This window comes from Devosia litorisediminis, assembly GCF_018334155.1.
Classification (GTDB): domain Bacteria; phylum Pseudomonadota; class Alphaproteobacteria; order Rhizobiales; family Devosiaceae; genus Devosia; species Devosia litorisediminis.
On record NZ_JAGXTP010000002.1, the window covers coordinates 272,573 to 299,563 of the forward strand.

The window sequence follows — 26,991 nt, forward strand, 5'->3', positions numbered from 1 at the left end:
TCCCCGCTTTGCATCCCCTTTGAGCTCGGGTACCGACTGCGTTGCGGGGAGAGGCCAAACCACCAAGGCAAGCACGGCCATAGCCGCAGCGAAAACGGTCAAGATCGACAATAAATATAGCCGTTTCATGCTACCGCCTAAACGCTGCATGACAGGAAGAACAAGTTGCCGTGATCTCGGCAACAATCTGCTTTGGCTCGCGGGGCTGCGCGGCGATATCGCCCGAAGGCGCCGAGCTGGCTATCAGGGAATCAATGGCGTCCGAGCTTGCCTGCTCCTCGCTTGGAAGCCCCATCAGGCCCTCAAAGCTCATTGCTTCCCATTCTGTCGGTGGCTGTTCCACGACCTCAGCAGCAGTTGGCTCAAGTCCAAGACGAGCTGGCTCTGCCGCCATGGCAAGCTCGTCGCCTAACTCTGCCAAGCGGCTCGAATAGTCGGAGAATTTTTCCCAGCGCTGCCATATCTCGGGCCGCGCAACGGACGGTGCGTCCAAACTGCCTTCCGGAAACAGGTCTGTCATAGCGTTGCCAGCATGCATGCTGATCATACCGGCCGCTTCCACGATGGTTGCCTGCTCGACTTGTCCTCCGCCTTCCAGCAGCGGGGTCAGGGCTTTCACCTGCTCGGCGAGCATCATCATGCCCATCATCCGGTCTGCAACGATTCCCGTTGCACCCCCGTGACCCGTTGCCGTTACGCTTGTTCCAAGCGCAATTCCGCCGGCTACTAGCCAAGCGAATACACTGATTCTATTCATAAAATTTTCCCGCAAAGTTTCCTTGGCCGTTAGGACGGCCGCACCAGATGGTCGGTGGTTAGGGGCGCGGAGGACGAATATCCGGCGGAGGGCCGATGGCGGCACTGCGGGTCTTGAGTAGGCGGACAAAGCCAATACGGTCTGCAACTCGACAGTGTTCGACTAACAACACCGCGAAGATCATGGGAGAGCCGCAGTGTACCAGCGAGCCAGGCGATTGATGATGGTCGGTCCCATTGAGCTCTGGGACCAAATCGACATGCGCCGCCACCGATTGGGCATGGTCCAGGTCTGGCGCCGCATGGGCAGGAGCACTGCCCAGGTATATCACTAAGCACATGGCAAGAAGGTGGACGATGCAGCGGAACGACTTCAACCAATGTATCCTATTGTTCGCCCCGATGACGATTGAGTGTCTTGCGCACGAACTCAAGCGACAGCACACCGTCTTCAGGTTAACAAAGCGCTAACTGAAGTCCAGGGCAATCCGGGCGAGGAGAGCTTTGGCTTGGATTGCGCATCATCCGATCTTTACGGCCAACAGTCCAACCTATGCCCATGCCAATTGCTTTCCCCATGAGAAGTCCGATGTGGGGCCCCGGAGCAATCTCGATCGCAGGGCACGTCATGCTCGTTGCTGCTTTGCTGGCCTTTCCTGTGTCCCGGCAATTGTCCAGCCCACGCCAGCGCGTCATCTCGGTGGATCTGGTTTCCGCGCAACGGGCGGCCCCCACAGAACCGCTACCCGATACGGGGCAGCTAACTGCACAAGTTTCTGCTCCCCAGACCGCTACGCCACCTCTTGTGGCACCCAAGTCGGTCGCGCCCATGCCAGCTACCAACAACCCCGATGATATGACCGATGCGGTCAATTTGCTGGCGAGCGACATACTGCACGATCCAGCTAATCGGGAAGTCCGAGAGATGCTGCCGCGACTGGACCGATACGAGAGAATTACCCAACTGTGCAGCATTGAAGCGCTGGAACAGGTGCGGTTAAGCGGTGCCGCAGCGTTGGCTGACTCTGCAGTGCCCAGTGCGTTTGGGAATACTTCGATATCTGGAGTCGTCATGAAAGCACCGAACGGCGCCTACCGTGCGGATAGGAGGTGGTTCGAAATTAGCTTTGAATGCACTGTTGGAGACGATCTCGAAAGCGTTGCCGCGTTCAAGTTTCGTCTTGGCAGGGCAATCCCGAAAGACGCTTGGGAGAGCCACAACTTGATAACAGAAGATTTCGACGACGACTGATCGATGGGCTGAAATCCGGTCAGTCTTTCCAGCGCGAGGCTGAAGCCTTGGCTTGATCCAAAACCACCCGCGTCAGTCTTTCGACGCGCCCAGGCGTTCCTGCCGGGACGTGGCGAAGACCATTCCGCGGAGGCTGTTGCACCATCTGCCCTGACTAGACGATGCGTGCGCTTCACACATAGAAAGGTTCCCCTGCGAAGCCCCGCCATGCGGCAGCTCAATGCCGTCCGCGGAGATGACACTGCTCCTGGTAAACGACGCCCATCGGCGCCAAAAAAGGCGTTGCAAAACGACATGCGATTAGATGACAGCCTCGGCCTCATTATTGCGGGCGGGCGGATGTCCTGCATGATGTCGCTGTTGAGCATCGGTTTCACAGAACTATCTATTGATTTCAATGGAGTAAGAGTTTGCAGTTCTGATCTGACCGGCGCGCCACTTCTTTTCAAACATCACTTCAGCCACCACTGCCAAAGGCAGTCCGTGTCATGCGGGCTTTGTTGCGGCAAACCGATCGGCCGCCGCGATGGTGCTTGCAATCCAATGGGGAACAACGCTCGTATCAGTTTGAGTAGTTAACCCGAGACACACAGCAATGGCGTCACCCCAGCACGCGGATAATCCCCAGCCAGTGCGCCGTCGTCGCCGAAACTGGCGCTGGTTGATCGTACTCTTGGTGCTGCTGGTCGGCGCGGGCGCCTATGGCTATGTGCAGCGCCCCTGGGAAACCAAACCGACCGCCGTGGCCGTTGAAACCGTGTCCGAAGCACCGGTCTCCCAATTGCTGGCCGTCAATGGGCGGGTGGCTGCCCGCGATGTGGTCAATATCCGCTCTGCTGTATCCGGTCTGGTCACCAATGTCGGGGCTCGTGAAGGCGCCAGCGTGGCCTTGGGCGATCTGCTGGTGCAAGTCGACACCGCCCAGCCCCAGGCGCTGGTGGATCAGGCGCAGGCGGCCCGCGCAGCCGGACTGGTCAGGCAGGCTCAGGCGCAGGCCGATGCGGACCGGGCCCGTGCTCTGGGTGATAACGCTACCCGCGCCACCCGCGAAGATGCCGAACGCAGCCTCACCGCCGCCAGCAACGAGGTTGCGCGGCTGACCGCAGCCCTGGAGCAAGTGCAAAGCCAGCTCAGCCAATACACCATCACCGCCCCGCTCAGCGGCACCGTACTGGACCGCTCGGTCGATCAGGGCCAGTTGATCGACACCCAGACGGCTTTGTTCACCGTCGCCGATCTCAGCCAGTTGCTGGTTGAAACCGATGTCGACGAACTCTATTCTGCCCGCATCAAGCAGGGCCTGAAGGCTCTGCTCAAACCTGTTGGTGATACCGTCCCCCAGCATGGCACGGTGGTTTTTGCCGCGCCCACGGTTGATCCGAGCACCGGGGGCAGGGCCATCAAGATCGCCTTTGACCAGCCTGTCGATTTGCCCGTGGGCCTGACCGTCAACGCCAATATCATTGTGGCGCAAACCGACGCCGCCCTGGCCATTCCGCGCGGTGCGATCCTGACCGAAGACACTCAGAGCCATGTGCTGCTGGTCCAGGATGGTTTGGCGGTTGCGCGTGAAATCGAATTCTCCGACTGGCCTGCTGACCGCGTCATCGTCACCCAGGGCCTGGCCATTGGCGATCAGGTCATTCTTGATCCGACCAGTGTGACGCCGGGCCAGAGCGTGGTGGCGGAATAGCCAATGCTCTACGGCCTCAAGATTGCCATGCGATATCTCACCGCCAGCAAGGCCCAGACCGGGCTATTGATTGCTGGCGTGGCCGTGGGCGTGTTTGTTTTCATCTTCATGAGCGCGCTGATCGGTGGCTTGGCCGTCTATCTGGTGCAGCGCACGGTTGGTGACATTGCCCATGTTACCGTCCAGGCGCCCAGCCGCGATGCCGTATCGCTGCTGCCCGATAGCGCCGGCGTGCTGGTGGTGCAGCAGCGCGTCACCAATCAGCGCGAACAATTGCGCACCGCCGATGCCTTCGTGCCGGTGATCGAGGCATTACCTGGTGTGGCTGTCACCTCCCAGCAGATTGTCGGCAATGGCTTTCTGGTGCGCGGCATGGTGACCGCTCCGGTCGGCGTGACCGGGGTTGAGATCGGCAAGGTCTCCGCCATCGCCAATATCGAAAAAGCACTGGTTGATGGCAGCACTGATCTGAGCAATTCCACCGTCATCATCGGCAAGACGCTGGCGCACGATCTCGGCATTGGTGTGGGGCAGGTGGCCCGACTGCAGTCTGATCGCGGCGTCGAGCGCGCGCTCGTGGTTGGCGGCATATTCGAGCTTGGCCTTGATGCACTCGACAGTCGCGCCGCCTTTGTCAGCCTGGCCACGGCCCGCACCCTGTTCGAACTGCCGCAGGGTATTTCGCGCATTGAGATCAAGCTCGATGATCTTGATCAGGCCGATGCCTTTGCCGCGCGCATCGCGGCTGAAACCGGACTGCAGGCGACCTCCTGGACCGAGGGCAATGCACAATTGCTTTCTGGCCTGCAGGCGCAAGGCAGCTCGGGCACCCTGATCAAGGCCTTTGCCCTGATTACCATTGTCATCGGCGTGGCCAGTGCCCTGCTGCTCTCCACGTATCGCCGCCGCCCCGAGATCGGCATCATGCGCGCCATGGGCGCCAGCCGTGGCTTTGTGATCTTTGTTTTTGTCACCCAGGGCTCGCTGATCGGCATACTGGGCGGTCTCATCGGTGCCGGGCTCGGCTATGCCGCTCTCTCGCCCTTTCCGGTCCCCGAGCTGGCCCCGCCCGGCGGCCTGCCGGTCGATGTGCGCCAGGGCGCCTATGGTCTGGCCATCGGCCTGACCGCCCTGGGCGCCATCCTCGCTTCTATTCTGCCCGCGCGCTCGGCAGCCCGCGTCGACCCCGTTTCGGTGATCGGTCAATGAGTGCGCTGCTGGACGTCCGCGATCTGGTCAAGACCTATGGCGAGGGGGATGCGGAAACGCGCGTGCTCAAGGGGCTTGATCTGTCACTGGAAACCGGGGAGCTGTCAGCCTTGCTGGGGCCGTCGGGTTCGGGTAAGTCGACCCTGCTGACCATTCTGGGCACGCTGATGAAGCCCACCTCGGGACAGCACATCATGCTGGGGCAGGATCTGACCACTGCCGATGACCGCAACCTCACCGAGTTCCGTAATCGTCATATCGGTTTCGTCTTCCAGTTCCACCACCTGCTGCCCGATTTCACCGCGCTGGAAAACGTCATCTTTCCATCTGCTGTGGCGGCAGGGCGCGAAACACGCGCCGCCCGCGATCGGGGCCGGGAACTGCTGGCGCGGGTGGGGCTGCAGGATCGCACCGATTTTGTGGCCACCAAGCTGTCAGGCGGTCAGAAACAGCGCGTCGCCATCGCCCGCGCCTTGATGAACCGGCCCGAATTGGTGTTGGCCGATGAGCCCACGGGCAATCTCGATCGGGAATCGGCCACCCAGGTGATGGAATTGATCGCCGAGATCAATGACAACGAGCAGACCACTTTCCTGATCTCCACCCACGACGAAAAGATCGCCGAGACCTGTCGCCGCCAGGTCCGGGTGCTTGACGGTCGCACCGCAAGCCAGTCCCAAAGCTAGAACAGCCCCATATGGCGCTGCATGGCCGCCGAAAAGTGGGCATGTAGCGCCGCCTCGGCCTGCGCCGGATCGCGTGCCTTGCAGGCGGTGATGATCAGCATGTGCTCGCGCAGCGAGCGTTGCGCCAGCGGGGCGGTCAGCTTGCGATCGAGCCGCACCAGCCGCAGATAATTATGCATGCGCTTGTAGCTGGTTTCGATCAGTGGGTTGTTCAGCGCCCCGATAATGGCGTTGTGCAGCAATTGCTCCAGGCTCTCGAGTTCGCTCTTGCCCACATCGGTCAGTCCGTCGCTTTCAATGGCAGCGATCAGCGTCAGATGGCGGCGTTCGATCTCGGCAAGCTCGGCGTCCTCGGCCGTTTCGGCATAGACCGCAACCGCCGCCCGCTCGATGATGCTGCGGAACTGATAGGTCGAGCGCGTCAGCTCCAGCCCCGGCTTGACGAACTGAATACCCGAGCGCGGATGAATGGTCAGCACGCCCTCGGTTTCCAGGATTTTCAGCGCATCCCGCAGCGGCGCCACCGGAATATCGAGTAGCTTGACCAGATCGTTCTGCGACACGAAGGCGCCGGCAGGCAGCCGTCGCGCGAACAGCATTTCCAGGATGCGCGTATAGGCCACATCGCTGAGCCGTCTGCTGCCCCCAGTCCCTGCTGCTACATCTGCACCCACTTGCGGTCCTCCAAACAATGGTCTATCAACTCGTATCACTGATATATCAGTAACACGAATTGGTCGATCAATAACATCATGCGCATTACCGAATTCAGGATTACCCGTTTCCAGTTTGCCCGTGATCGCGTGATCGGCGACAGCCAGGTGCGCGCCGACGACGCCAATGTAGCTGCCCTAGAGCTGATTGCCGATAGCGGCGAGGTGGGCCTGGGCTTTATCCAGACCTTGTTCCATCCGCTGCCCGACGAAAGTGAAATCGAGCGCGTTTTTCTCTCCGAAGCCTGGCCTGATCTAGAAGGTCAGCCGCCCGTGGCGCTGTGCAATCGTGTCGGGCGGCCGCGTGGCGGCAAACAGCGGAGCTTCTCGCTGCCATTCCATGAGGCGCTGCAGGTGGCGCTCTGGGATCTGGCGGCCAAGCAGGTGAATCTGCCGCTGCACAAAATGCTTGGCGGCCAGCGCGAGCGGGTCAAGGCCTATGCCAGTGGCCTCGACTTCCATCTCGATGATGACGCCTTTGCCGATTTCTTCGCCCATGCCGACGAGCTCGGCTACACCGCCTTCAAGATCAAGGTTGGTCATGCCGATTTCGAGCGCGATCTGCACCGCATGCAATTGCTTGCCAATGTCGTGCGGCCCGGCGCGCAATTCATGGTCGACGCCAATGAGGCCTGGGGTGCCAAGGAGGCACTGGTCAAGCTCGAAGCCTTCCGAGCTGCCGGCTACGATCTGCTCTGGGTCGAAGACCCCATCTTGCGTCACGACATCGATGGCCTGCGCCTGCTGCGCGAAAGCGCACCATGGACCCAGATCAATTCGGGCGAGTATCTCGATGTCTCGGGCAAGCGCGCGCTGATGGCTGCTGGTGGTACCGACATTCTCAACGTCCATGGTCAGGTCACCGACGTCATGCGCGTTGGCTGGCTCGCCGCCGATCTGGGTGTGCCGGTGTCGCTCGGCAATACCTTTCTTGAGGTTGGCATCCACGCCGCCTGCGCGCTGCCCGAGGTCGAGTGGCTGGAATATTCCTTCCAGAACTTTGACCATCTGGTCGACCAGCCCATCGAAATTCGCGACGGCTGGGCCTATGCCCCCGATCGTCCCGGCCACGGTCTGGTGCTCAGCGAAACCGCGCGCACCCAATGGCGCCGCCCCAAATTGCTGAGCCGCGCCGAACTGGGCGAGGCCCCTCACAATCCGCGCGTCAGAAGCGCACCGAAATTGGCAGCCAGCCGGGGTTAACCGGTGCTGCCGACGCCCATCATGGAGGAGACAATGATGAAACTGACTCACACACTCGTCGCGCTTTCCGCGCTGCTGGCAGCCAGCCCCACGCTGGCCCAGGAAATTACCGTCTGGGACTGGAAGTCTGGCGACCCGGTAGCGGCAGCCTATTTCGATCAGGCCAAGAGCGCCTTTGAGGCCGCCCATCCCGGCGCCACGATCAACTATGTCTTTCAGCCCAATGACCAGTATTACACCCTGCTCGGTACAGCGCTGTCCTCGGGCGCGGGCCCGGACGTGTTTCTGATGAATGGTGGCGCCCAGGCCAAGGCCCGCATCGAGGCGCTGGTCGACCTGACTGCCGAAGGCGCCGACCTGATCGGCACTGAAGAATTCGCTGGCGACGACGGCAAGCTCTATGCGCTGCCGCTGACGCTGCAGGGCTTCGTGGTCTATTACAACAAGGGCCGCTACACCGAGGCGGGCCTTGATGCCGAAAACCCGCCCACCACCTGGGCCGAACTTGAAGCCGCGTGCGAGGCGATCAAGGCCAAGGGCGCCGTGCCCTGCTTTGCTCTGGGCAACAAGGAAGGCTATGGCGCCGAATTCTTCCTGTCCTCGGTGGCGGCCACCTCGCTGACCGCCCAGGAACAGGCTGACTGGACCGCCGGCAAGCTGAAATGGTCCAGCCCGCAGATCAAGGCGATCCTGCAGGCATGGGTCGATACCCAGGCCAATGGCTGGTACCCGCAGGGTGCCAACTCCACTGCCAAGTTCATGGACGAATACGAGATGTTCATGCGCGGCGAAGCAGCCAGCACCATCGGCCTGCTCTCCGACGTGGCGCACTGGAAGCAGTTTGACGAATTCCTCGGTGCCGACAATCTGGGCGTCTTCCGCCATCCTTCGCCCACCATCGCTGCCGACAAAACCGAAGGTGAGCCCAAGGTCCCCGTCTCGGGCGGCATCGGTTACGGCGTCAACAAGGCATCGGCCAATGTTGATCTGGCCAAGGCCTTCGTTGCTGAACTCGCTTCGCCCGGCACGATCCAGACCTTCGTCAACATTGCCGGCGTTGTGCCGGCCAATACCAAGGTCGATACCTCCGGTCTGGCCAGCCCTTCCATCAAGACCATTCTGGAATGGCTGGGCACATCGAGTGCCCCGACCGCTCACGCCAATGCCTCCGCTCAGGAGCTCGAAGAATGGCATCGTCAGAGCCAGCTCTTGCTCAATGGCGAGACCAGCGTGGATGATGCAGCTGCCCGGCTCGATACCGTGCAGGCCGAAGCCAAGCCGCAGGGCTGATCGAACGCACGATCACGGGTGGGGCCTTGGCCCCACCCATTCCGGAAGCTGATCAATGACCACCACCACGACCGCGCCGATGACCAGAAAACGCAAGCCCCGGCAGGGCTCTCGCGCCGAACGCCGTTTTGCCTATCTCTTCGTGCTGCCGGCGGTACTGTTGGTGCTGGTATTCCGCATCATTCCGCTGATCTGGGGATTTGCGCTCTCTTTCACCAATTCGACCGGGCTGGGCACGGCTGATTTCGTCGGCGCGGATAACTACGCCGCCATCGCCGGCGATCCGACCTTTCACGCATCCCTGCTCAATACCGTGATCCTGCTGGCAACCCTGCCGATCTGGATCATGCTGCCTATGTTGCTGGCCATCCTGATCCATCAGGGTGTGCCGGGCGGCAAGCTGTTCCGGGCGGTCTATTTCTTCCCCGCCGTGCTCAGTTCGGTCATTGTGGGCTCCATCTTCAACGTCGTGCTGCGCTATGATGGCTCGCTCAATGCACTGCTGAAATTTTTCGGTATCAATGCCGTCGACTGGCTGGGCACTGGCGCCACCGCACTGGGCAGCCTGATTGCGGTACAACTGTGGTCCACCTTCGGCATGAGTCTGCTGATCTTCCTGGCAGGCCTGTCCACCGTGCCCAAGGACATGATTGAAGCCGCGCGCCTCGAAGGCGCCTCGCTGGGCCAGACCTGGTGGCACATCATCATTCCGGCCTTGCGCCCCATCATCGAATTCGTTGCCGTCGTCACCACCATTGGCGTGCTCACCTCGATGTTCGGCCTGATCTATGTGCTGACCGCGGGCGGTCCTGGCACAGCGACCACAATGCCCGAATTCCTCATCTGGCTCGAGCAGGGCAAGATGAACCGGCCCGGCTATGCCGCGGCAATTTCCATGGTGCTGTTCGTCTTGATGGGGGGGCTGGCCTGGCTCCAGATCCGCATCATGAACCGCAACGCCAATCTATAGGAGGCGGACATGGCTGCTGCGGGCAAAAAAGAAAAACGCATTCTCTGGATCATCTCGGTGCCCATGGCACTGCTGGCGCTCAGCTGCGTCTATCCGGTGTTCTTTGCCATCAACAATGCGCTCAAGACCTCCAAGAGCTACATTCTGGATCGCTTCGGGCTGGCGACAGCGCCGACCTTCGACAATTTCGTGCAGGCTTGGACCCGCTCCAACCTCGACACCTATTTCCTCAATTCGGTGATCGTCACCGTCGGCGCGGTGGCGCTGCTGCTGGTGGTGTCCTCGCTGGCCGGGTTTGCGCTGGCCGTGCTGCGCTTTCCCATGCGCAAGCTGATCTTCATCGTCATTCTGGCGTCGCTGATGATCCCGGTGCAGGTGGTGCTGGTGCCCTTCTACAAGACCATTATCGGGCTGGGTCTGCTCAACACCCATATCGGGCTGATCATCTCCTACACCGCGTTTTTCCTGCCGTTCTCGGTCTATCTGATGACCGCCTTTTATAGCGGTCTGCCCCGCGAACTGGTCGAGGCGGCTCGCATCGATGGGGCCAAGCTGATCCAGGTCTGGTGGCATGTCATGCTGCCCATGGGCAAACCGGCACTGATCACTCTGGGCATTCTCAACACACTTTATTGCTGGAACGACGTGCTGATCTCGTTGCTGGTGCTGCAGGACAAGCGCACCCTGATGGTGGGTATCGCCGCGCTGCGCGGTGAATACACCACCAATGTGCCACTGCTGTCGGCCGGCATCGTGCTGGCCGCCGCACCCATCGTCATCATCTACATCATTTTCCAACGGCAGATCGTCTCCGGCATTGCCGTTGGCGCCGTGAAGGGCTGATACCATGCCAGAAATCGCACTGCAGAATATCCACAAGAGCTTCGGCAAGGTCGACGTCATCCGCGATGTGTCGCTGGAAATCGAATCCGGCGAGTTCGTGGTCTTTGTCGGCCCCTCGGGCTGCGGCAAGTCCACCCTGCTGCGGGTCATCGCCGGGCTTGAAGACGTCACTGATGGCAGCGTGCATATCGCTGGCAAGGACGTCACCGACGAAGAACCCTCCGATCGCGGCGTCGCCATGGTGTTCCAGAGCTATGCGCTCTATCCCCATATGACCGTGGCCGACAATATGAGCTTTGGCCTGCGCATGGCGCATCGGCCTAAGGCCGAGATCGACGACAAGGTCGGCCGTGCTGCCAAGATCCTGCAGCTCGATCAACTGCTCGACCGCAAGCCCGGCCAGCTCTCGGGCGGCCAGCGTCAGCGCGTCGCCATTGGCCGCGCCATCGTGCGCGATCCCAAGGTGTTCCTGTTCGACGAACCCCTGAGCAATCTGGACGCCGAATTGCGCGTCCAGATGCGCGTGGAAATTGCCAAGCTGCACAAGACGCTGGGCAATACCATGATTTACGTCACCCACGATCAGACCGAGGCGCTGACTCTGGCGGACCGCATCGTCGTGCTGCGCGGCGGCGTGATCGAACAGGTCGGCTCACCGCTTGAACTTTACGAAAACCCCGCCAACGCTTTCGTTGCCGGCTTCATCGGCTCCCCCCGCATGAACTTTGCCGCTGGCAAGGGGCTGCCCGGTCAGCGCATCGCCTTTGGCGGTATTGAATTCGATTCGCCGGTCGAGATCGTTGACGGCAACGAGGTCAGCGTCGGCATCCGCCCAGAGCATCTAGATAGCGAAACCGGTGTAGTACTGCCGCTAAAGGTTGAACTGGTCGAGCAGCTCGGCTCCACCACCTATGTGCATGGTGTGCTCGAGACCGGCGAGACGGTGGTGGCCGAGCAGCGCGCTGGTGGCTGCGGTCTGGGCGATACCATCGAGGTCCGGTTTGATCCCAAAAAGGTCCGACTGTTCAACGCCGCCGGTATGCGGTTGCGCTGATGGGCCAGCGCATGGCCATGGTCGTCGCGCTCAAGCCAGAGCGCATTGAAGACTACAAACGGCTGCATGCCGCGCCATGGCCGGAAATGAACGCAGCGCTCAAGGCCGCGCAGATCGCCAACTATTCGATCTATCTGCGCGAGCCGGAAAACCTGCTGTTTGGCTATTGGGAATATGGCGGCAACGATTTTGCCGCCGACATGGCCGTGCTCGGCCAGTCAGATGTGTGCAAGCGCTGGCTGGCCCTCACCGATCCCTGTCAGAGCCCGCTCGACAGCGCGGCGCCGGGGGAATGGTGGAGCTATTTGCCCGAAATCTTTCACCTCGATTGAGCCATCGGCAAACCACAACGAGATGAGGCATCATGGTTGAACTGTTTGGAGAAAACCTGTCGCGTCGTGCGCTCGCCGAGCGGGCAGGGGCGTTGTCCCAGTTCGCCGGCGTGCGCCTGATGACGCTGGGCGACGGGCTTGAGCGCGGCATCCGCATGCTCGAGTTCCGCACCGGCACCGGTCTGCGCTTCACCGTGCTGATCGACCGCGCCTTTGATCTGGCCGATTGCGAATTCAAGGGCCAGTCCATTGGCTGGAATTCGCCCGCCGGATTCCGCCATCCCGGCCTGCACGAATATGAGGGCGAGGGCGGTCTGGCCTGGGCGCGCTCGTTTTCCGGCTTGCTGGTGACTTGCGGGCTCGACCACATCCTGTTCATGAACGACGTGCCCGCTGACAATTATGTCTATGGTCCCAAGGAGACTGTCAGCCACTCCCTGCATGGCCGTGTCGGCACGATTCCCGCCAAGCTGAGCGGCTATGGCGAGCGCTGGGAGGGTGACCGCTGCTTCCTCTGGGCCGAGGGTGTGGTGCAGCAGGCCGCCGTGTTTGGCGAAGACCTGCATCTGATCCGCCGCATTGAAGCCGAAGTGGGCACCAATGAAATCCGCATGAGCGACCGCGTGGTCAATCACGGCTTCTACAAGACCCCGCACATGCTGTGTTACCACATCAATGTCGGCCACCCCGTGCTCGACGCCGGGTCGCGCTATCTGGCGCCAATCCGCGACGTCGTCTGGGCCGCTCATGCTGGCGCTGACTATGAAAAACAGCAGACGGGTTATCGCACGCTGCCCGCGCCCCAGCATGGCTTCCACGAGCAGGTCTGGCAGCACGAAATGGGCGCCGACGCAGCCGGCGAAGTCCCCGTGGCGCTGGTCAATGACCGGATCGGTCTGGGCTTTGAGGTCACCACCCGCAAGGAGCAGTTCCCCTGCCAGTTCGAGTGGCAGAACCTGCAGGCCGGCCAATATGCGCTGGGCATCGAGCCCTCTACCCATCACGTTCTGGGCAATCTGGCGGCGCGCGAACGCGGCGAAATGATCTGGCTCGAACACGGCGGTGAGCGCCGCTACGACACCATTTTCCGCGTGCTCGATGGTGCCCAGGCCATTGCGGCTTCTGAAGCGCGCATCACCGCCATCGCCCAACAACCTCAGAGCGACTACCCCATGCCCTCGGGTTTTCACGCCAAGCTGGAAGGACGATTATGAGCACCGACCAATTCGGCTCACTGGCCGGCAAGACCATTCTCTATACCGGCGCTGCCGGTGGCCTGGGCCTCGAAACGACGCTCGAATTCCTGCGCACCGGCGCAAAAGTTGTTGCCATCGACAACGACACCACCAAGATCGCCGCGCTTGAAGCTGCAGCAGAAGGCCTGCCCGGTCTGACTGTGGCCAGGATCGATATGTCCGACCTGGCCGGTCTGCGCAGCGGACTTGAGGCGCTGTCCGAACAGGTTGGGGGCTTCGATGTCGTGATCAACAATGCCGCAATCTACCCGTCCAAGCCCTTCGAGGATTTCACCATCGAGGAAATCCAGCTGATCCAGCGCATCAATGTCGAGGCCGGCATTGTCTGCGTGCAGGTGGCGTTGCCGCACATGAAGGCCACTGGCCGTGGCCGCATCATCAATATCGCCTCGGTGACTTTTTCGGGCGGCTGGTCCGAACTGGCCCCCTATGTGCAGTCCAAGGGCGCGCTGATCGGGCTGGCCCGTGCCTGGGCCCGCGAATTTGGCGCCCATGGCATCACCGTCAATGCCATCTCACCAGGCGCCTTCCCCACAGACGCCGAAAAGATCCACCCCGACCTGCCAGCCTATGAAAAACGCATCTACGAGCATCAGGCCATCCAGCGCCGCGGCAGCCCTGCCGACATCGCCAATGCGCTGATGTTCCTGGCCTCGGACGCTTCCTCCTTCATTACCGGCCAGACCATCAATGTCGATGGCGGCTGGGTCATGCACTAACCAGACCGGAACTCACATGGGTATTCTCAGCGGCTATCGCGTTCTCGACTGCTCCATCGCCATGGCCGGGCCCTTTGCGGCCCAGCGTCTGGGCGATCTGGGGGCCGATGTGGTCAAGGTTGAACCGGTGACCGGCGAATGGCAGCGCCATGTCGCAGCGGGCGGGGCGCAGGGCAACAAGGTCAATGTCTCCTTCCTCTCGCTCAATCGCAACAAGCGCTCGCTGGCAGTGGATTTGAAAAACCCCGATGGCAAGGCGGCGCTGATCGAGCTGGTCAAGACCGCCGACGTCTTCCTGCAGAACTATCGCCCCGGTGTCGCCAGGCGGCTGGGCGTGGACTACGAAACCCTCAGCGCCATCAATCCCAAGCTGATCTATGTCTCGATTTCCGGCTATGGCGAAGACGGTCCCTATGTGAACCGCCCCGGTCAGGATCTGGTGCTCCAGGGCATGTCGGGCGCCATGCTCTCGGCGGGCCGCGATGGCGAAGCGCCGACCCCCGCCGGTCAGTATCTGGTCGACGCCATTACCGCCTATACCGCCTTCGAAGGCGTGCTGGCGGCCTTGCTGCATCGCGAACGCACCGGCGAAGGCCAGATGGTTTCGGTCAATATGCTCGACGCCATCACCACCATCCAGATGCAGGAACTCTCGGTGTTCTCGGTCGGCGAAAAACCACAGACCCGCTCCGCCGAACCGCACGCCCATGTCTATATCCGCGCGCCCTATGGCGCCTTTGCTACCAGCGATGGCTTCATCATTGTCGCCTTCCCCAAGCTGACGACATTGGGCGAGGTCATCGGCGAACCGAGCTTCCTTGACATGGATGACGAGGTTGATTGCTGGTCGCGTCGCGACGAGATTTTTGCCAAGACGCGTGAGCGGCTCAAGACCGATACTTCCGCCGCCTGGCTCGAAAAACTGCGTGCTGCCGATATCTGGTGTGGCCCGGTCTATGGCTATGCCGATCTGATCGAGGACGAGCAGATCAAGCACAACGGCACCTTTGTCGAATATGACCACCCCACCGAAGGTCATGTCAAAACCCCGGGCTTCCCGATCCGGTTTTCCAAGACGCCCTCGACGGTGGATCGCGGCGCGCCCCTGACCGGCGAGCACACCCGCGACGTGCTGCGCGAAGCCGGTTTTGCCGACGCCGCTATCGATGCGCTGCTGGCATCAAAAGCCGTGCTGCAGGAGGGACAGTTATGAGCGACAACATCAAAATTGAGCGCGACGGCTTTGTTGGCATCATCACCATCAATCGGCCCGAAAAGCTCAATTCCATGACGCCCGAAATGGCCAGCGCGCTGGTCGAGGCCGTCACCGGTTTCAATACCGATGATGCTATTCGCTGCGTCATCCTCACCGGCGCGGGCGACAAGGCCTTTTCGGCCGGCTCCGATATCCGGGTCCTCGACGATTACGACACGCCCTGGAACTTCCGCAACCGCCCTGACTATTGCGATGCGATCCGGGCGCTGCTCAAGCCATCCATTGCCGCGGTCAACGGCTATGCGTTTGGCGGCGGGCTCGAAACTGCCATGGCCTGTGATATCCGCATTGCTGCCGATACGGCGAGCTTCGCCGCGCCCGAAATCAAGCTGGGCTGGATCGGCGGTGGTGGCATGGCCGTCAATCTCGCCCACGCGGTGGGCCCGTCCAACGCCGCTCTGATGATCATGACCGGCGATCCCATCGATGCGCTCCAAGCCGAGCGCTGGGGACTGGTCAGCCGCGTTGTGCCTCAGTACAGCCTGCTCGATGAAGCCAGAAAGATCGCTTTGGCCATCGCTGCCCGCGCCCCGATTGCGGCTGAAACCGCCAAGCTCAATCTGCGCGCCGCCTGGGACAAATCCACTGCTGACGCCATCACCTATGAGCGCGATCTGCAGACTATCTGCTTTGCCACCGACGACGCCCGGGAAGGCCGCGCCGCCTTCAAGGAAAAGCGCCTTCCGACCTTCAAACGCCGTTAGGACATTTCGCCACCCCAAGGCAGGCCACGCGTTACAAAACAGTGCGCTTCGCCTATGGTTGGGAGATGAAAACCTATTCCGCACAAGACGTTCGCGAGGGCCTTGATTGGCCTGATCTGATTGCCGCGCTCAAGGCCGCTTTTGCCCAGGGGGTGGAAGCGCCATTGCGCCAGCATCTGCATGTCGGCGGCGATGCCATCAATGGCAATCTGCTGCTGATGCCCGCCTGGCAGGCAGGCCAGCATATCGGCGTCAAACTGGTGACGGTCTTTCCTGAAAACGACGCCGTCGGCCTCCCCGCCGTAGCCAGCGTCTATACGCTGTTTGATGGCCGGAACGGCACCATTATCGGCCAGATCGATGGTGGCGAACTCACCGCCCGTCGCACCGCCGCCGCCTCCGTGCTGGCCGCAACATTTCTGGCGCGCACCAGCGCCCGCAATCTGGTGATCCTGGGCACGGGTCGCGTCTCCAAAAATCTGGCGCAGGCCTATTGCGCCATCTTCGCCATCGACAAGCTGACCCTGTGCAGCCGTTCGCTCGACAAGACGCAGGCGCTGGCCACCGAGCTGGGCCCCATCGCGCCCAATGTCGTCACCACGACCGATTTCGCCAGCGCCGTCAGCGATGCCGATATTCTCAGCACCGCCACGCTGGCCAAGACGCCAATCGTGCTCGGCGAGCTGCTGCGTCCCGGCACCCATGTTGATCTGGTCGGTAGCTTCCGCGCCGATATGCGCGAAGCCGATGATGCCGTGCTGGCCCGCGCCGGGGGCATTTTCGTTGATACCTTTGAGGGCGCCAGCAAGGAAACCGGCGACATCACCATCCCAATGGCAGCGGGTACCATTACCCAGGAGAGCCTGCTGGCCGATCTGGCCATGCTGTGCCGGGGCGAGCATCCCGGTCGCCAGAGTGACACCGCCATCACCGCCTTCAAATCGGTCGGCACGGCGCTTGAAGACCTGGCTGCTGCTGTCGCCCTGACGGCGCCAGATCGCGATTGATCAGCTGATCTTGGGCCAGGTGTCCGACAGTCGATAACCGGCCGGCCATGGGTCGGCCGGGTCCAGCATTTCCTGCCGCGTCCCGGTTATCCAGGCGCGGCCAGTGATCGAGGGAATGATCGCCGGCTTGCCCGCCAGATCACTCAGCGCTTCGAGCTTGCAGAAGAACTCCGAGCCGATGATCGAGCGACCGACAAATTCGTCGCCGACCTGCATCAACCCGCGCGCATGCAGCACCGCCATGCGGGCCGAACAGCCCGTGCCGGTGGGTGAACGGTCGATCTTGCCCGGCTGGATCACCACGGCATTGGCCCCGGTCAAGCGACCCTCAATGGTCTCGAGCGGCGCCGCGATCTGGCAGAACGAAATATGCGCCCATTCCGGATTGGTCGGGTGGGTGAAGCCCAGCTGTTCATTGGCGGCGCGGGTAATGCGAATGCCGGTCTCGGCAATCTCGCGCGCTTCGTCTTCCCGAATGGCAAAGCCCAGCGCCTTGGCGTCGGCAATCACAAAGCTGTCGCCGCCATAGGCTGTATCGACGTGCAGCGTGCCAATGCCTTCCACCTCAATGGTGGCGTCGAGCTTGTCGACGAAGGAGGGCACATTGCGCACGGTGATCGATTGCGCCTTGCCGTCGCGACACTGCGCCACCACCTCGACCAGTCCACCCGGTGCTTCAAGCACCATGCGGGTTTCCGGCTCGGTCATCGGCACTATGCCGCTATCGAGCAGCACGGTAGACACGCAGATCGAGTTCGACCCCGACATGGGCGGGGTATCCTCGGGCTCCATGATGATCCAGCCCATCACCGCCCTCTTGTCCTTGGCAGGGACCAGCAGATTGATATGGCGAAACACCCCGCCGCGTGGCTCGTTGAGCACGAAATTGCGCAGCGTCTGGTCCCTGGCGATCCAGCGCGACTGCTCCCACAGCGTATCGCCGGGCGGTGGTGCCACCCCGCCGACAATCACATCGCCCACCTCACCCTCGGCGTGGCAGGAGATGATGTGAATGGACTTGCTGGAACGCATGGCGAGGGGTCTCGGGGTAAGAGGTTAGACGATATGCAGCGCAGGCTCGCCCAGCACATCCAGACGCGGCGTCACGCCCAGACCGGGTGCATCCGGGGCAGTCATGAAGCCCTGTTCACGTACCGGCGCTCCCTCGGCAATCGAGGTGGTGACATAGCTGTTGAAGTCGGTCGCCGAGAAGCAGAATTCTTCGGGCGTTGAGCGCGCCAGATGGGCGATCGCCGCGGTGGTGATGTCGCCGCCCCAGGTGTCCTCAATGGTCATGGGAATGCCGCTGGCCACCGCCAGATCGCGCATCAGCCGCGCCTTGGTCAGCCCCCCCACCTTGGAGATCTTGAGATTGATCACGTCCATGGCGTCTTCGGCCAGGCCCTTGACCAGCGAGCCGGCATTGTCGATCACTTCATCAAGGATGAACGGGCGACTGGTGCGCCGGCGGATCGACAGACATTCCTCATAGGTCATGCAGGGCTGCTCGATATAGACATCGAGATCAGCCACTGCCGCCACTACGCGGGCGGCTTCAGCGCGGTTCCAGCCGGTATTGGCGTCGGCCACCAGAATATCGCTGGGCGACAGGATAGCGCGACAGGCGTGGATGCGCTCGATATCCTCTTCGGCATTGCCGCCCACCTTGAGCTGGAACTTGGTATAGCCCTCGGCGCGATAGCCGGCGATCTTGGCCGCCATCTCCTCGGGCGATTGCTGGGAGATGGCTCGATAGAGCGCCACCTTCTCCTGCGCCGCGCCGCCGAGCAGGGTATAGACCGGCAGCCCGGTCAGCTTGCCCAGAATGTCCCAACAGGCAATGTCGATTGGCGCCTTGATGTAATTGTGCCCGCGCAGTACCGCATCCATATGCCGATTGATGCCATTGAGATTGGTCGGGTCCATGCCGATCAGCTTGGGGCCGATTTCGTGTAATCCGCTGCGCACGCCCAGCGCATAGGATGGCAGATAGGCCGAGCCCAGCGGGCAGCATTCGGCATAACCGGTAATGCCCGCATCGGTTTCAATCGCCACCACGGTGGTGTCGAACACATCGACAAAATTGCCATTGGACCAGCTATAGCGGCCTTCCTTGAGCGGCAGATCGACCTGCCAGGCAGTGATGGCGGTGATTTTCATGGCAGTGATGTCCTTGGGTTAGTTGACCAGAAAGCCGTGCTTGAACGGGTCGCGGTCATCGACAAAAATTGTGTTCAGGCCGGTCATCCGGGCCCAGCCGGCAATCGAGGGGACGATGGCAGGCAGCCCGCCCACGCTCAGCGTATCTTCGACGCGACCCTTGAAGATCGAGCCGATAATGCTCTCATGGATGAAGGCATCGCCCGCCTTGAGCTTGCCCTTGCCATACCATTGCGCCATGCGCGCCGAGGTGCCCGTGCCGCAGGGCGAGCGGTCGATGGCCTTGTCGCCATAAAACACCGCATTGCGCGCCGTCGATCCGTCGTGCTTGGGCGCGCCGGTCCACATCATGTGGCTCAACCCGTTGATCTCGGGCTTTTCGGGATGGATGAAGCTGTGTGCTTCGTTCAGTCGCTGCCGCAGCACCGGGCTCCAGCGAATGAAATCGGCCGCCGAGTACTGGTCCATGTCGGCGAAGTTTTCCTGCGGATCGATGATCGCATAGAAATTGCCGCCATAGGCCACGTCGACCTTGAGCATGCCCAGATCAGGGCATTCCACCTCAAGATCGGTCTTGTAGAGGAAGGAGGGCACATTGGTGATTTTGACCTCTTCGACGTAATCACCCACCTGCCTATATTCGGCGATCACTAGCCCGGCGGGGACTTCAAGCCGCACAGTGCCGGGTGTCTTTGGGGTGATCAGCCCTTGTTCAATCGCCATGGTCACCGTGCCAATGGTGCCGTGCCCGCACATGGCCAGACACCCCGAGGTCTCGATGAACAGGATCGCCATGTCATTGGCCGGATCGGCGGGGGGATAAAGGATCGAGCCCGACATCACATCGTGGCCGCGTGGCTCAAACATCAGCGCGGTGCGGATCCAGTCGTGATGGGCTAGGAAATCGGCACGCCGCTCCAGCATGGTGGTGCCCTTGAGCAGCGGCCCGCCGCCTGCCACCAGCCGCACCGGATTGCCGCATGTGTGCCCATCTACGCAAAAGAAACTGTGTCGTGCCATGGCTGTTCTCGAATTAAAAACGGTCCGCCGCAAAGGGCGTGATGTCGATTGCCGGTGCCTTGTCGCTGATCAGATCCGCGACCAGCCGCGCTGTTGCTGCCGATTGCGTCAGGCCCAGATGCCCATGCCCGAAAGCATAAACGATATCAGGGCTTGCCGTTGAACGACCGATCACCGGCAGGCTGTCGGGCAGCGACGGCCGAAAGCCCATCCACTGCTTACCGCCGTCGGTTTTCAGCCCCGGCATGAAGCTTGCGGCCTTTTTCAGCATCGCATCGGCCCGGGCATAATTGGGCGGCAATTCGAGCCCGCCCAGTTCCACCGCGCCACCAATGCGTATGCCATTATCCAGCGGCGTCACCACAAAGCCGTGCCCGCCAAAGATCAGCTGACGCTGCAAGGGGAAGGCACCGGCGGGCAGGGTGGTATTATAGCCCCGCTCGGTATCGAGCGGCACGCTGTCGCCCAATCCCGCAACCAGGTTTTTCGACCAGGCGCCACAGGCAATCACCACCTGCCTGGCCAGCATCGTCTCGCCATTGCCCAGCGCGACGATGATGCCATTATCGCCCGGCTTGACACTGCTGACAGTCTCGGTGAGCAGTGTGGCACCCTTGGCCAGCACAGCCGCGCCAAGCGCGCTGGCAAACTCATAGGGCTCGCTGACGGTTTGCCATTGCGGCACGAAGGTGCCGGCAACAAACCGCGCCGCCAGCCCCGGCTGCAAATCCGCCAGCCGCGCCCCGCGCACATGCTCAAAGCCGATCCCGTTTGCCTCGCGCACCGCCCAGTCCGACAGGCTGTCGCTGAATTCTGCTTCGCTCTCGTAAAGCTCCAGCGAGCCTTCCGAGCGCACCATATGCGCGGTGCCGGCCGCCTGCGTCAGGGCCGCCATCTCGCTGCGGGCCAGCTCCATCAGCGCAACCTGCGCGGCAATGCTGGCATCGCGCTTGTCGCGCCAGCCCGCGCGCCAGAAGCGCACCAGCCAGGGCATGATTTTGACGAAATAGGCGGGCGGAATGCTCAGGGGCCCCAGCGGGTCCATCAGCCAGCCGGGAACCTTGCCGATCATTCCCTTGGCCGCCATGGGCAGCACGTCGGAAAAGGCAAAGGCGGCCGCATTGCCGAAGCTTGTGCCCCGGGCAATGCCTGTCTTGTCGATCAAGGTCACACTGCGCCCCGCCTCTTGCAGGCGGAACGCAGCTGAAAGGCCGATAATACCGGCCCCGACAATGACGACATCAGCCTGGTTGGTTTTGACCATTTGGCTGTCTGCCGATCGGGCTAAAGCGCTGCCAGCGTGGGCCGCGTATCAATGGCGGTCTGGACGATCTTTTCGATCATCTTGCGCTCCTCGCCGATCAGCGGCAGGCGCGGTGCGCGTACCCATTCGGCGCCTTCGCCAGCCATCTGGTTGGCCAGCTTGATATATTGCACCAGCTTGACCTTGGTATCGAGATGCAGCACCGGCATGAACCAGCGATAGATCGCCAGGGCTTCCTCGACCCGACCCGCCTTGGCCAGCTTGTACATCTGCACGGCTTCATTGGGAAAGCTGTTGGTCATGCCCGACACCCAGCCAACCGCGCCGAACAGCACGTTTTCCAGCATCAGGTCGTCCACGCCACAGAACAGCTTGTAGCGATCGCCCAACACATTGATCATATCGGTGATGCGGCGGCTGTCATGGCTGGATTCCTTGACCGCCACGATGTTCTTCTGATCGTTCAGCCCGACGAAATCCTCGGGCAGCAGGTCGACCTTGTAGGCGACATGATTGTTGTAGATCATCATCGGCAGATCGACGGCCTGCGCCAGCTTCTTGAAATGCTCGACAGCTTCGCGCGCATCCTGCTGATAGACCATGGTTGGCAGTGCCATGATGCCGTCAGCGCCGGCCTTCTTGAGGCGATTGGCGGTCTCGATAGCCAGATCAGTGGTGTATTCGGCAATGCCGGCAATCACCGGTGCGCGGCCATTGGATGCTTCCACGGCGGTACGCACGACGAGTTCTTTTTCATCCAGCGACAGCGACGAGTTTTCGCCCAGCGTGCCCAGCATGATGAAGCCTTCGCAGCCCGCCTTGAGGCTGGATTCGACATGCTTCGCGGTCGAGGGCATATCCAGCGCCCCGTCCTGCTTCATTTCGGTCATCAGAGCGGGGATAACGCCTTGCCAATTCACAGTCATTTCAGTCTCACAGTCTAGAGGGATTGATGGAAATTCTATTCGCCCAGATAGGCCTGGACGATGGATTTGTCGGCGCGCAGCGTGGCGGCCTCGCCCTGCATGCGGATATGCCCGCCCTCGAGCACATAGCCATAATCGGCCAGCTTGAGCGCCAGCCGCGCATTCTGTTCGACCAGCAGGATGGTGGTGCCGGCCTCGTGCAGCCGTTTGACGATCTGCATCGTCTCGATCACCAGCTTGGGGGCCAGACCCATCGACGGTTCGTCCAGCAGCAGCAGGCGCGGGCCGTGCATCAGCGCCCGGCCAATAGCCAGCATTTGCTGCTCGCCGCCCGAGAGCAGGGAGCCGTCGCCATGCTGGCGCTTTTCCAGCACGGGGAACAGGCCGAACACCTCTTTCATCCGCTTGGCGCGAAGGGCCGGGTCCTTGACGGTAAAGGCGCCCAGTTCGAGGTTTTCGCGCACGCTGAGCCCGCGCAGCACGTGGCGCCCTTCAGGCACATGCACCAGACCGCGCCGGGCGATCTCGTGAGCGGGTGTCTGGGTAATGTCTTCACCCTCAAACAGCACGCGGCCACCGGTTGCTCGCACAAGGCCCGAAATGGTCTTGAGCGTTGTGGTCTTGCCCGCGCCATTGGCGCCCAGCAGGGTCACCATGGCGCCGGTCTCGACCTTGAGATCAATGCCGTTCAGCGCCACGATCCGGCCATAGCCAGCGGTGACCCCTTCGAGCTGCAGGATGGTTTCAGCTGGGGTGCTCATAGCAGGTCCTCCCCGTCTTCCTGACCCAGATAGGCTTCGATCACCTTGGGGTTGGCCTGGACTTGCTTGGGTGTGCCTTCGGCAATCATCACGCCATGGTCGAGCACGTTGATGTGTTCGGAAATCTTCATCACCATGCCCGTGTCGTGTTCGATCAGCAGTACCGAGATATCGAGCTCATCGCGGATGCGCCCGATTAGCTCAAGCAGACCCTGCTTTTCGCCGGCATTGAGCCCCGCTGCGGGTTCATCCAGCAGCAGGAGCTTGGGCCGTGTCGCCAAGGCACGGGCAATTTCGACCCGGCGCTGATGGCCATAGGCCAGATTGGTGGCGTCGCGATCCATCTCATCGGCAATGCCGACAAACTCCAGACACTCAATGGCGTGCGCGCGGATCATTGCTTCCTCGCGGCGCTGGCTGGGCAGGCCCAGAATGGCCGACACTGCCCCCGCCTTGGAGCGGCAATGACTGCCACTCATCACGTTTTCCAGCACGGTCATCTGCTGGAACAGCCGCACGTTCTGAAATGTGCGCGCGATCCCGGCCTGGGTGACCTTGTGGGGCTTGAGGTTCATCAGCTCATGGCCATCAACCTTGATCGAGCCCGACTGCGGTTTGTAAAAACCGGTAATGCAGTTGAACAGCGAGGTCTTGCCCGCGCCATTGGGGCCGATCAGGCTGGCGATCACGCCGCGCCCGACAGTGAAGTCGACATTGTCCAGCACGGTATTGCCGGCAAAGCTGAGATTGACGCCGGCCAGTTCGAGGAGGGGATTACTCATGATTATTTCCCCCTCACAGGCCAGATGCCACTGGGTCGGAACAGCATGACCAGCAGCAGACCCACAGCGAACAGCAACAGGCGGAATTCGCCCATGTCCCGCAGCAGTTCAGGGGCCAGCACCACGATGAAGGCACCCAGGATCACACCCGGGATCTTGCCCATACCGCCAAGGATCACGGCCATCAGGATCAGCACCGATTGCTGGAACGAGAAGCTTTCCGGCGAAATGGCGCCCAGATTGACCGCAAAGAACGCTCCGGCAATGGCGCCAAAGATTGCGCCGATGACATAGGCGGCCAGTTTGACGCGCACCGTGTCGATGCCCATCGCTTCGGCGGCATCTTCGTCGTGTCGCACATAGAGCCAGGCCCGTCCCAGTCGCGAATTCTGCAAGCGTACGCTGACGATCACAGCCAGGATCGCGAGCACCACGAACACATAGTAGAATTCAAACGGGGTATTGATGTGCCAGCCAAACAGCCAGGGCTGCTGGATGCCCGAAATGCCGCTGGCGCCGCCGGTGATGTCGAGATTGCGTGCGGTAAAGCGCACGATCTCGCCAAAGCCCAGCGTCACAATGGCCAGATAATCAGAGCGCAGGCGCAGTGTAGGGGTGCCGATGACAATACCGGCAACCACGGCCGCGCCGACGGCAACGGGCAGGGTGACCCAGAAGTTGAGCCCGAATGTGTGGGTCAGGATACCCACTGTATAGGCACCCACCGCAAAGAAGGCGGCGTAGCCCAGATCGAGCAGGCCGGCATAACCCACCACCACGTTGAGCCCCAGCGCCAGCACCACATAGAGCAATGCATTGGTCAGGATCACGGTGGCATAGGGCCCAAGCGAAATGGGCGCAATCAGCAGCAGCGCGATGATCACCGCAAAGGCTGTGTAGCGTTTCCAGGGTTCGTTGAACTGGGCGATGATGTTGTTGAAAGCGTTTGAGCGGGGCTGGGCCATGTTACATGCGCTCCTGCTCTGACTTGCCCAACAGGCCGGTCGGCTTGAGGACCAGCACCAGGATCAGCACGGAGAACGAGAACACGTCCTTCCACTCGCTGCCAATGCCGGGGATCTGTGTGCCAAAGGCTTCCAGCAGGCCCAGGATCAACCCGCCCAGCATGGCGCCGGGGATCGAGCCAATGCCGCCGATCACCGCTGCGGTGAACGCCTTGATGCCGATCAGAAAGCCCATGAAATACCAGACCGAGCCGTAATAGGCCCCGGCCATGGTGCCTGCCGCAGCGGCCAGTGCCGAGCCGACAAAGAATGTCACCGCGATCACTGCGGTGACATTGATCCCCATCAGGCGGCACATGTCCTTGTCGATTGAAATGGCGCGCATGGCGCGGCCGTACTGGGTGCGCGAGACGAAAAGTTCGAGCCCGATCATCAGCGCCGCAGCAGTGCCCACCAGGATCATCTGGTTATGGCTGATGAACAGCAGGCCCAGATTGATGCCGCCAAAGCCCAGATCAGCGCCCATGGGCTGATACTGGCCATGGGTCAGGGTCAGCACGCCGTTCTGCAACACCAGCGACACGGCCAGTGCCGTGATGAGGATCGAGAGCCGGGGGGCATTGAGCATGGGTTGGTAGGCAACCCGCTGGATCACCACGCCCAGAAAGCCCACCGCGATCATCGCCACGACCATCGAGATCGCAACGCCTGTCCAGCCGGGCCCGACAATGGGCGCGATTACCGAAAGAATGAGAAAGCCGACAAAGCCGCCGACCATGTAAATATCGCCATGGGCGAAATTGAGCAGCTTCACCACACCAAAGATCATGGTGTAGCCCAGCGCCACCAGCGCATAGAATGAGCCGAGAACCAGCCCGTTCACCAGCTGCTGCAAAAAGATATCAAGGACCGACATTCACAAGCTCCCCACCTGACCCCGATTGTGATTGACCCCGCCGCTCTGGTGAGCGGCGGGGCCTGTAATCGGTCGCCTATTCAGCCAGGGTCCAGGCACCGCCCTTACCCTGCAGCACCACGAAGTTGGAGCGTGCCAGGGTGTTTTCAGGGGTGAAGGTGATCTGGCCGGCAATGCCGGTGTAATCCGACGCGGCGAGCGCGGCGTTGATCGCTTCGGCATCGGTGCTGCCAGCAGTCTCGATTGCCTTTGCCAGCAGGTGCATGCCGTCATAGGCCAGTGGGGCATAGGGGCCGGGAGCCGAGCCATTGGCTTCGGTATAGTCGGCGATGAAGGCTTTTGCTTCTGGCAGGAATTCGGCGGTCGGGTTGGAGAAGCCAACCACGCCATCAGCGGCCGAGCCGGCAATGTTGAACAGCTCGGGCGAGTTTGAACCATCGCCCACAGCGATCTTGCCCTGATAGCCGGCCTGACGCAGCTGACGGATCAGCAGGCCACCATCGGCATAATAGGCGGTCCAGAACACGGCATCGGGATTGGCCGAACGAATGGCGGTCACGATGGCCGAATAGTCCTGCTCGCCTTTATTGGCGACTTCAAACGCGGGCACGGTATTGCCGGCTTCTTCCCAGTTCTTCTTGGTCAGATCGGCTAGGTCCTGCGAATAGGCATCGCCCTGGTTCACGATGGCCAGCGAGCTCACGCCATTGGCCGTGAAATATTCGATGGCCTTGGCCACCTGATCATTGCCGGTGGAGTTGATCATGAAGGCATTGCCGGGATTGGCGGGGATCAGCTTGGTCGAGTTCGCAGCTGCGATCACGAATGGGATGTTCGCATCGCCAAAAATCTTCAGGGTCGGAACAGTCGCGCCCGAGCAGTAGCCACCGACAATGCCGGTCACGTCGGACGAAGCCAGCTTGCTGGCAGCGTTGACGGCCTGCTGTGGGTCGCAGCCATCATCACCAACGACCGAGCTGAGCTGTTCGCCCAGCACACCGCCGGCAGCATTGATTTCGGCGATCGCCAGATCAACCGCATTGGCCATGTCCTGGCCATAGGTTGCTTCCGATCCGGTGGTGGGCACCAGAATGCCGATCTTCATTTCCGCGTAGGCGGGCGCAGCGAACGCCATGGCAATCGCGGTGGTCGCAAGAAGTGCAGTGATTTTCATATTAAAGGCTCCTCAACCCTGTTTTCGACCCTGGCTTCGTTCCCCTCACCAAGGCTTCTG

Annotated in this window: 28 protein-coding genes; 16 read left to right on the forward strand and 12 right to left on the reverse strand. The window is 61.4% G+C overall.

What is annotated here, in order from left to right; translation table 11 throughout:
* Nucleotides 1–130: 130 nt before the first annotated feature.
* Nucleotides 131–757 carry a cytochrome c gene (locus tag KD146_RS14135; RefSeq protein ID WP_345790826.1) on the reverse strand — a complete coding sequence of 209 codons (627 nt, stop codon included), beginning with the start codon at nt 755–757 and terminating at the stop codon, nt 131–133.
* A gap of 627 nt (nt 758–1,384) precedes the next feature.
* Here KD146_RS14135 and KD146_RS14140 point away from each other — a divergent pair.
* The 5 genes from KD146_RS14140 (at nt 1,385) to KD146_RS14160 (ending at nt 5,596) form a co-directional block, all read left to right on the forward strand.
* Nucleotides 1,385–2,008 (forward strand): DUF930 domain-containing protein, encoded by a 624-nt coding sequence (locus KD146_RS14140; protein ID WP_212659468.1) that lies wholly within the window; start codon nt 1,385–1,387, stop codon nt 2,006–2,008.
* A gap of 207 nt (nt 2,009–2,215) precedes the next feature.
* Entirely contained in the window at nt 2,216–2,587 is a 372-nt protein-coding gene (locus tag KD146_RS14145; protein WP_212659469.1) for a hypothetical protein, read from the forward strand.
* A gap of 16 nt (nt 2,588–2,603) precedes the next feature.
* Nucleotides 2,604–3,701: an efflux RND transporter periplasmic adaptor subunit gene (locus KD146_RS14150; RefSeq protein WP_212659470.1), complete on the forward strand. Its 1,098-nt coding sequence runs from the start codon at nt 2,604–2,606 to the stop codon at nt 3,699–3,701.
* Nucleotides 3,702–3,704: 3 nt separating this feature from the next.
* Nucleotides 3,705–4,910: an ABC transporter permease gene (locus KD146_RS14155; RefSeq protein ID WP_212659471.1), complete on the forward strand. Its 1,206-nt coding sequence runs from the start codon at nt 3,705–3,707 to the stop codon at nt 4,908–4,910.
* A complete protein-coding gene (locus KD146_RS14160; protein WP_212659472.1) occupies nt 4,907–5,596 on the forward strand; it encodes an ABC transporter ATP-binding protein in 690 nt (229 codons plus the stop codon). The genes KD146_RS14155 and KD146_RS14160 overlap by 4 nt, the downstream gene beginning before the upstream one ends.
* Here KD146_RS14160 and KD146_RS14165 read toward each other — a convergent pair.
* Complete coding sequence (locus tag KD146_RS14165) at nt 5,593–6,270, reverse strand: GntR family transcriptional regulator (protein ID WP_345790828.1); 678 nt, start codon at nt 6,268–6,270, stop codon at nt 5,593–5,595. The two genes, KD146_RS14160 and KD146_RS14165, sit on opposite strands and share 4 nt — an antisense overlap.
* Nucleotides 6,271–6,348: 78 nt before the next feature.
* On the opposite strand from KD146_RS14165, the gene KD146_RS14170 reads away from it, so the two are divergent.
* The 11 genes from KD146_RS14170 (at nt 6,349) to lhpI (ending at nt 16,963) form a co-directional block, all read left to right on the forward strand.
* Complete coding sequence (locus KD146_RS14170; protein WP_212659473.1) at nt 6,349–7,512, forward strand: mandelate racemase/muconate lactonizing enzyme family protein; 1,164 nt, start codon at nt 6,349–6,351, stop codon at nt 7,510–7,512.
* Nucleotides 7,513–7,548: 36 nt separating this feature from the next.
* Nucleotides 7,549–8,802 carry an ABC transporter substrate-binding protein gene (locus KD146_RS14175; RefSeq protein ID WP_249327877.1) on the forward strand — a complete coding sequence of 418 codons (1,254 nt, stop codon included), beginning with the start codon at nt 7,549–7,551 and terminating at the stop codon, nt 8,800–8,802.
* A gap of 55 nt (nt 8,803–8,857) precedes the next feature.
* On the forward strand, nt 8,858–9,772 hold the full coding sequence (locus KD146_RS14180; RefSeq protein WP_212659475.1) for a carbohydrate ABC transporter permease: 915 nt from the start codon (nt 8,858–8,860) through the stop codon (nt 9,770–9,772).
* Between the two features lie 9 nt (nt 9,773–9,781).
* The gene (locus tag KD146_RS14185; protein ID WP_212659476.1) at nt 9,782–10,615 is read left to right on the forward strand and encodes a carbohydrate ABC transporter permease; all 834 of its coding nucleotides are present in this window, start codon (nt 9,782–9,784) and stop codon (nt 10,613–10,615) included.
* Between the two features lie 4 nt (nt 10,616–10,619).
* Complete coding sequence (locus KD146_RS14190; protein ID WP_212659477.1) at nt 10,620–11,669, forward strand: ABC transporter ATP-binding protein; 1,050 nt, start codon at nt 10,620–10,622, stop codon at nt 11,667–11,669.
* Nucleotides 11,669–12,001, forward strand: coding sequence for an L-rhamnose mutarotase (locus KD146_RS14195; protein WP_212659478.1), 333 nt, complete (start codon nt 11,669–11,671; stop codon nt 11,999–12,001). The genes KD146_RS14190 and KD146_RS14195 overlap by 1 nt, the downstream gene beginning before the upstream one ends.
* Nucleotides 12,002–12,033: 32 nt before the next feature.
* Entirely contained in the window at nt 12,034–13,215 is a 1,182-nt protein-coding gene (locus KD146_RS14200; RefSeq protein ID WP_212659479.1) for an aldose 1-epimerase family protein, read from the forward strand.
* Nucleotides 13,212–13,976: an SDR family NAD(P)-dependent oxidoreductase gene (locus KD146_RS14205; protein WP_212659480.1), complete on the forward strand. Its 765-nt coding sequence runs from the start codon at nt 13,212–13,214 to the stop codon at nt 13,974–13,976. The genes KD146_RS14200 and KD146_RS14205 overlap by 4 nt, the downstream gene beginning before the upstream one ends.
* Nucleotides 13,977–13,992: 16 nt before the next feature.
* Nucleotides 13,993–15,189, forward strand: a complete 1,197-nt coding sequence (locus KD146_RS14210; protein ID WP_212659481.1) for a CaiB/BaiF CoA transferase family protein — start codon at nt 13,993–13,995, stop codon at nt 15,187–15,189.
* Entirely contained in the window at nt 15,186–15,956 is a 771-nt protein-coding gene (locus KD146_RS14215) for an enoyl-CoA hydratase/isomerase family protein (RefSeq protein ID WP_212659482.1), read from the forward strand. The genes KD146_RS14210 and KD146_RS14215 overlap by 4 nt, the downstream gene beginning before the upstream one ends.
* A gap of 65 nt (nt 15,957–16,021) precedes the next feature.
* The gene (lhpI, locus tag KD146_RS14220) at nt 16,022–16,963 is read left to right on the forward strand and encodes a bifunctional Delta(1)-pyrroline-2-carboxylate/Delta(1)-piperideine-2-carboxylate reductase (protein WP_212659483.1); all 942 of its coding nucleotides are present in this window, start codon (nt 16,022–16,024) and stop codon (nt 16,961–16,963) included.
* On the opposite strand, the gene KD146_RS14225 is transcribed toward lhpI, so the two are convergent.
* The 10 genes from KD146_RS14225 to KD146_RS14270 form a co-directional block, all read right to left on the reverse strand.
* Nucleotides 16,964–17,995 (reverse strand): trans-3-hydroxy-L-proline dehydratase, encoded by a 1,032-nt coding sequence (locus KD146_RS14225; protein ID WP_212659484.1) that lies wholly within the window; start codon nt 17,993–17,995, stop codon nt 16,964–16,966.
* Between the two features lie 24 nt (nt 17,996–18,019).
* Complete coding sequence (locus KD146_RS14230) at nt 18,020–19,123, reverse strand: cis-3-hydroxy-L-proline dehydratase (protein WP_212659485.1); 1,104 nt, start codon at nt 19,121–19,123, stop codon at nt 18,020–18,022.
* An 18-nt stretch (nt 19,124–19,141) separates the two neighbouring features.
* On the reverse strand, nt 19,142–20,143 hold the full coding sequence (locus KD146_RS14235; protein WP_212659486.1) for a 4-hydroxyproline epimerase: 1,002 nt from the start codon (nt 20,141–20,143) through the stop codon (nt 19,142–19,144).
* A 13-nt stretch (nt 20,144–20,156) separates the two neighbouring features.
* Nucleotides 20,157–21,407 carry an NAD(P)/FAD-dependent oxidoreductase gene (locus KD146_RS14240; RefSeq protein ID WP_212659487.1) on the reverse strand — a complete coding sequence of 417 codons (1,251 nt, stop codon included), beginning with the start codon at nt 21,405–21,407 and terminating at the stop codon, nt 20,157–20,159.
* A gap of 20 nt (nt 21,408–21,427) precedes the next feature.
* On the reverse strand, nt 21,428–22,333 hold the full coding sequence (locus KD146_RS14245) for a dihydrodipicolinate synthase family protein (protein WP_212659488.1): 906 nt from the start codon (nt 22,331–22,333) through the stop codon (nt 21,428–21,430).
* A gap of 35 nt (nt 22,334–22,368) precedes the next feature.
* Nucleotides 22,369–23,094 (reverse strand): ABC transporter ATP-binding protein, encoded by a 726-nt coding sequence (locus tag KD146_RS14250; protein WP_249327878.1) that lies wholly within the window; start codon nt 23,092–23,094, stop codon nt 22,369–22,371.
* Nucleotides 23,091–23,876, reverse strand: coding sequence for an ABC transporter ATP-binding protein (locus KD146_RS14255; RefSeq protein WP_212659489.1), 786 nt, complete (start codon nt 23,874–23,876; stop codon nt 23,091–23,093). The genes KD146_RS14250 and KD146_RS14255 overlap by 4 nt, the downstream gene beginning before the upstream one ends.
* Nucleotides 23,877–23,878: 2 nt before the next feature.
* Nucleotides 23,879–24,841: a branched-chain amino acid ABC transporter permease gene (locus KD146_RS14260; RefSeq protein ID WP_212659490.1), complete on the reverse strand. Its 963-nt coding sequence runs from the start codon at nt 24,839–24,841 to the stop codon at nt 23,879–23,881.
* Between the two features lies 1 nt (nt 24,842).
* Nucleotides 24,843–25,757, reverse strand: a complete 915-nt coding sequence (locus KD146_RS14265; protein ID WP_212659491.1) for a branched-chain amino acid ABC transporter permease — start codon at nt 25,755–25,757, stop codon at nt 24,843–24,845.
* A 76-nt stretch (nt 25,758–25,833) separates the two neighbouring features.
* The gene (locus KD146_RS14270; RefSeq protein ID WP_212659492.1) at nt 25,834–26,931 is read right to left on the reverse strand and encodes a branched-chain amino acid ABC transporter substrate-binding protein; all 1,098 of its coding nucleotides are present in this window, start codon (nt 26,929–26,931) and stop codon (nt 25,834–25,836) included.
* Nucleotides 26,932–26,991: the final 60 nt, after the last annotated feature.

Coding starts and splice junctions, on each gene's coding strand:
- KD146_RS14135 (WP_345790826.1), bottom strand. CDS start 757: ATGAATAGAATCAGTGTATTCGCTTGGCTAGTAGCCGGCGGAATTGCG.
- KD146_RS14140 (WP_212659468.1), top strand. CDS start 1,385: ATGCTCGTTGCTGCTTTGCTGGCCTTTCCTGTGTCCCGGCAATTGTCC.
- KD146_RS14145 (WP_212659469.1), top strand. CDS start 2,216: ATGCGGCAGCTCAATGCCGTCCGCGGAGATGACACTGCTCCTGGTAAA.
- KD146_RS14150 (WP_212659470.1), top strand. CDS start 2,604: ATGGCGTCACCCCAGCACGCGGATAATCCCCAGCCAGTGCGCCGTCGT.
- KD146_RS14155 (WP_212659471.1), top strand. CDS start 3,705: ATGCTCTACGGCCTCAAGATTGCCATGCGATATCTCACCGCCAGCAAG.
- KD146_RS14160 (WP_212659472.1), top strand. CDS start 4,907: ATGAGTGCGCTGCTGGACGTCCGCGATCTGGTCAAGACCTATGGCGAG.
- KD146_RS14170 (WP_212659473.1), top strand. CDS start 6,349: ATGCGCATTACCGAATTCAGGATTACCCGTTTCCAGTTTGCCCGTGAT.
- KD146_RS14175 (WP_249327877.1), top strand. CDS start 7,549: ATGAAACTGACTCACACACTCGTCGCGCTTTCCGCGCTGCTGGCAGCC.
- KD146_RS14180 (WP_212659475.1), top strand. CDS start 8,858: ATGACCACCACCACGACCGCGCCGATGACCAGAAAACGCAAGCCCCGG.
- KD146_RS14185 (WP_212659476.1), top strand. CDS start 9,782: ATGGCTGCTGCGGGCAAAAAAGAAAAACGCATTCTCTGGATCATCTCG.
- KD146_RS14190 (WP_212659477.1), top strand. CDS start 10,620: ATGCCAGAAATCGCACTGCAGAATATCCACAAGAGCTTCGGCAAGGTC.
- KD146_RS14195 (WP_212659478.1), top strand. CDS start 11,669: ATGGGCCAGCGCATGGCCATGGTCGTCGCGCTCAAGCCAGAGCGCATT.
- KD146_RS14200 (WP_212659479.1), top strand. CDS start 12,034: ATGGTTGAACTGTTTGGAGAAAACCTGTCGCGTCGTGCGCTCGCCGAG.
- KD146_RS14205 (WP_212659480.1), top strand. CDS start 13,212: ATGAGCACCGACCAATTCGGCTCACTGGCCGGCAAGACCATTCTCTAT.
- KD146_RS14210 (WP_212659481.1), top strand. CDS start 13,993: ATGGGTATTCTCAGCGGCTATCGCGTTCTCGACTGCTCCATCGCCATG.
- KD146_RS14215 (WP_212659482.1), top strand. CDS start 15,186: ATGAGCGACAACATCAAAATTGAGCGCGACGGCTTTGTTGGCATCATC.
- lhpI (WP_212659483.1), top strand. CDS start 16,022: ATGAAAACCTATTCCGCACAAGACGTTCGCGAGGGCCTTGATTGGCCT.
- KD146_RS14225 (WP_212659484.1), bottom strand. CDS start 17,995: ATGCGTTCCAGCAAGTCCATTCACATCATCTCCTGCCACGCCGAGGGT.
- KD146_RS14230 (WP_212659485.1), bottom strand. CDS start 19,123: ATGAAAATCACCGCCATCACTGCCTGGCAGGTCGATCTGCCGCTCAAG.
- KD146_RS14235 (WP_212659486.1), bottom strand. CDS start 20,143: ATGGCACGACACAGTTTCTTTTGCGTAGATGGGCACACATGCGGCAAT.
- KD146_RS14240 (WP_212659487.1), bottom strand. CDS start 21,407: ATGGTCAAAACCAACCAGGCTGATGTCGTCATTGTCGGGGCCGGTATT.
- KD146_RS14245 (WP_212659488.1), bottom strand. CDS start 22,333: ATGACTGTGAATTGGCAAGGCGTTATCCCCGCTCTGATGACCGAAATG.
- KD146_RS14250 (WP_249327878.1), bottom strand. CDS start 23,094: ATGAGCACCCCAGCTGAAACCATCCTGCAGCTCGAAGGGGTCACCGCT.
- KD146_RS14255 (WP_212659489.1), bottom strand. CDS start 23,876: ATGAGTAATCCCCTCCTCGAACTGGCCGGCGTCAATCTCAGCTTTGCC.
- KD146_RS14260 (WP_212659490.1), bottom strand. CDS start 24,841: ATGGCCCAGCCCCGCTCAAACGCTTTCAACAACATCATCGCCCAGTTC.
- KD146_RS14265 (WP_212659491.1), bottom strand. CDS start 25,757: ATGTCGGTCCTTGATATCTTTTTGCAGCAGCTGGTGAACGGGCTGGTT.
- KD146_RS14270 (WP_212659492.1), bottom strand. CDS start 26,931: ATGAAAATCACTGCACTTCTTGCGACCACCGCGATTGCCATGGCGTTC.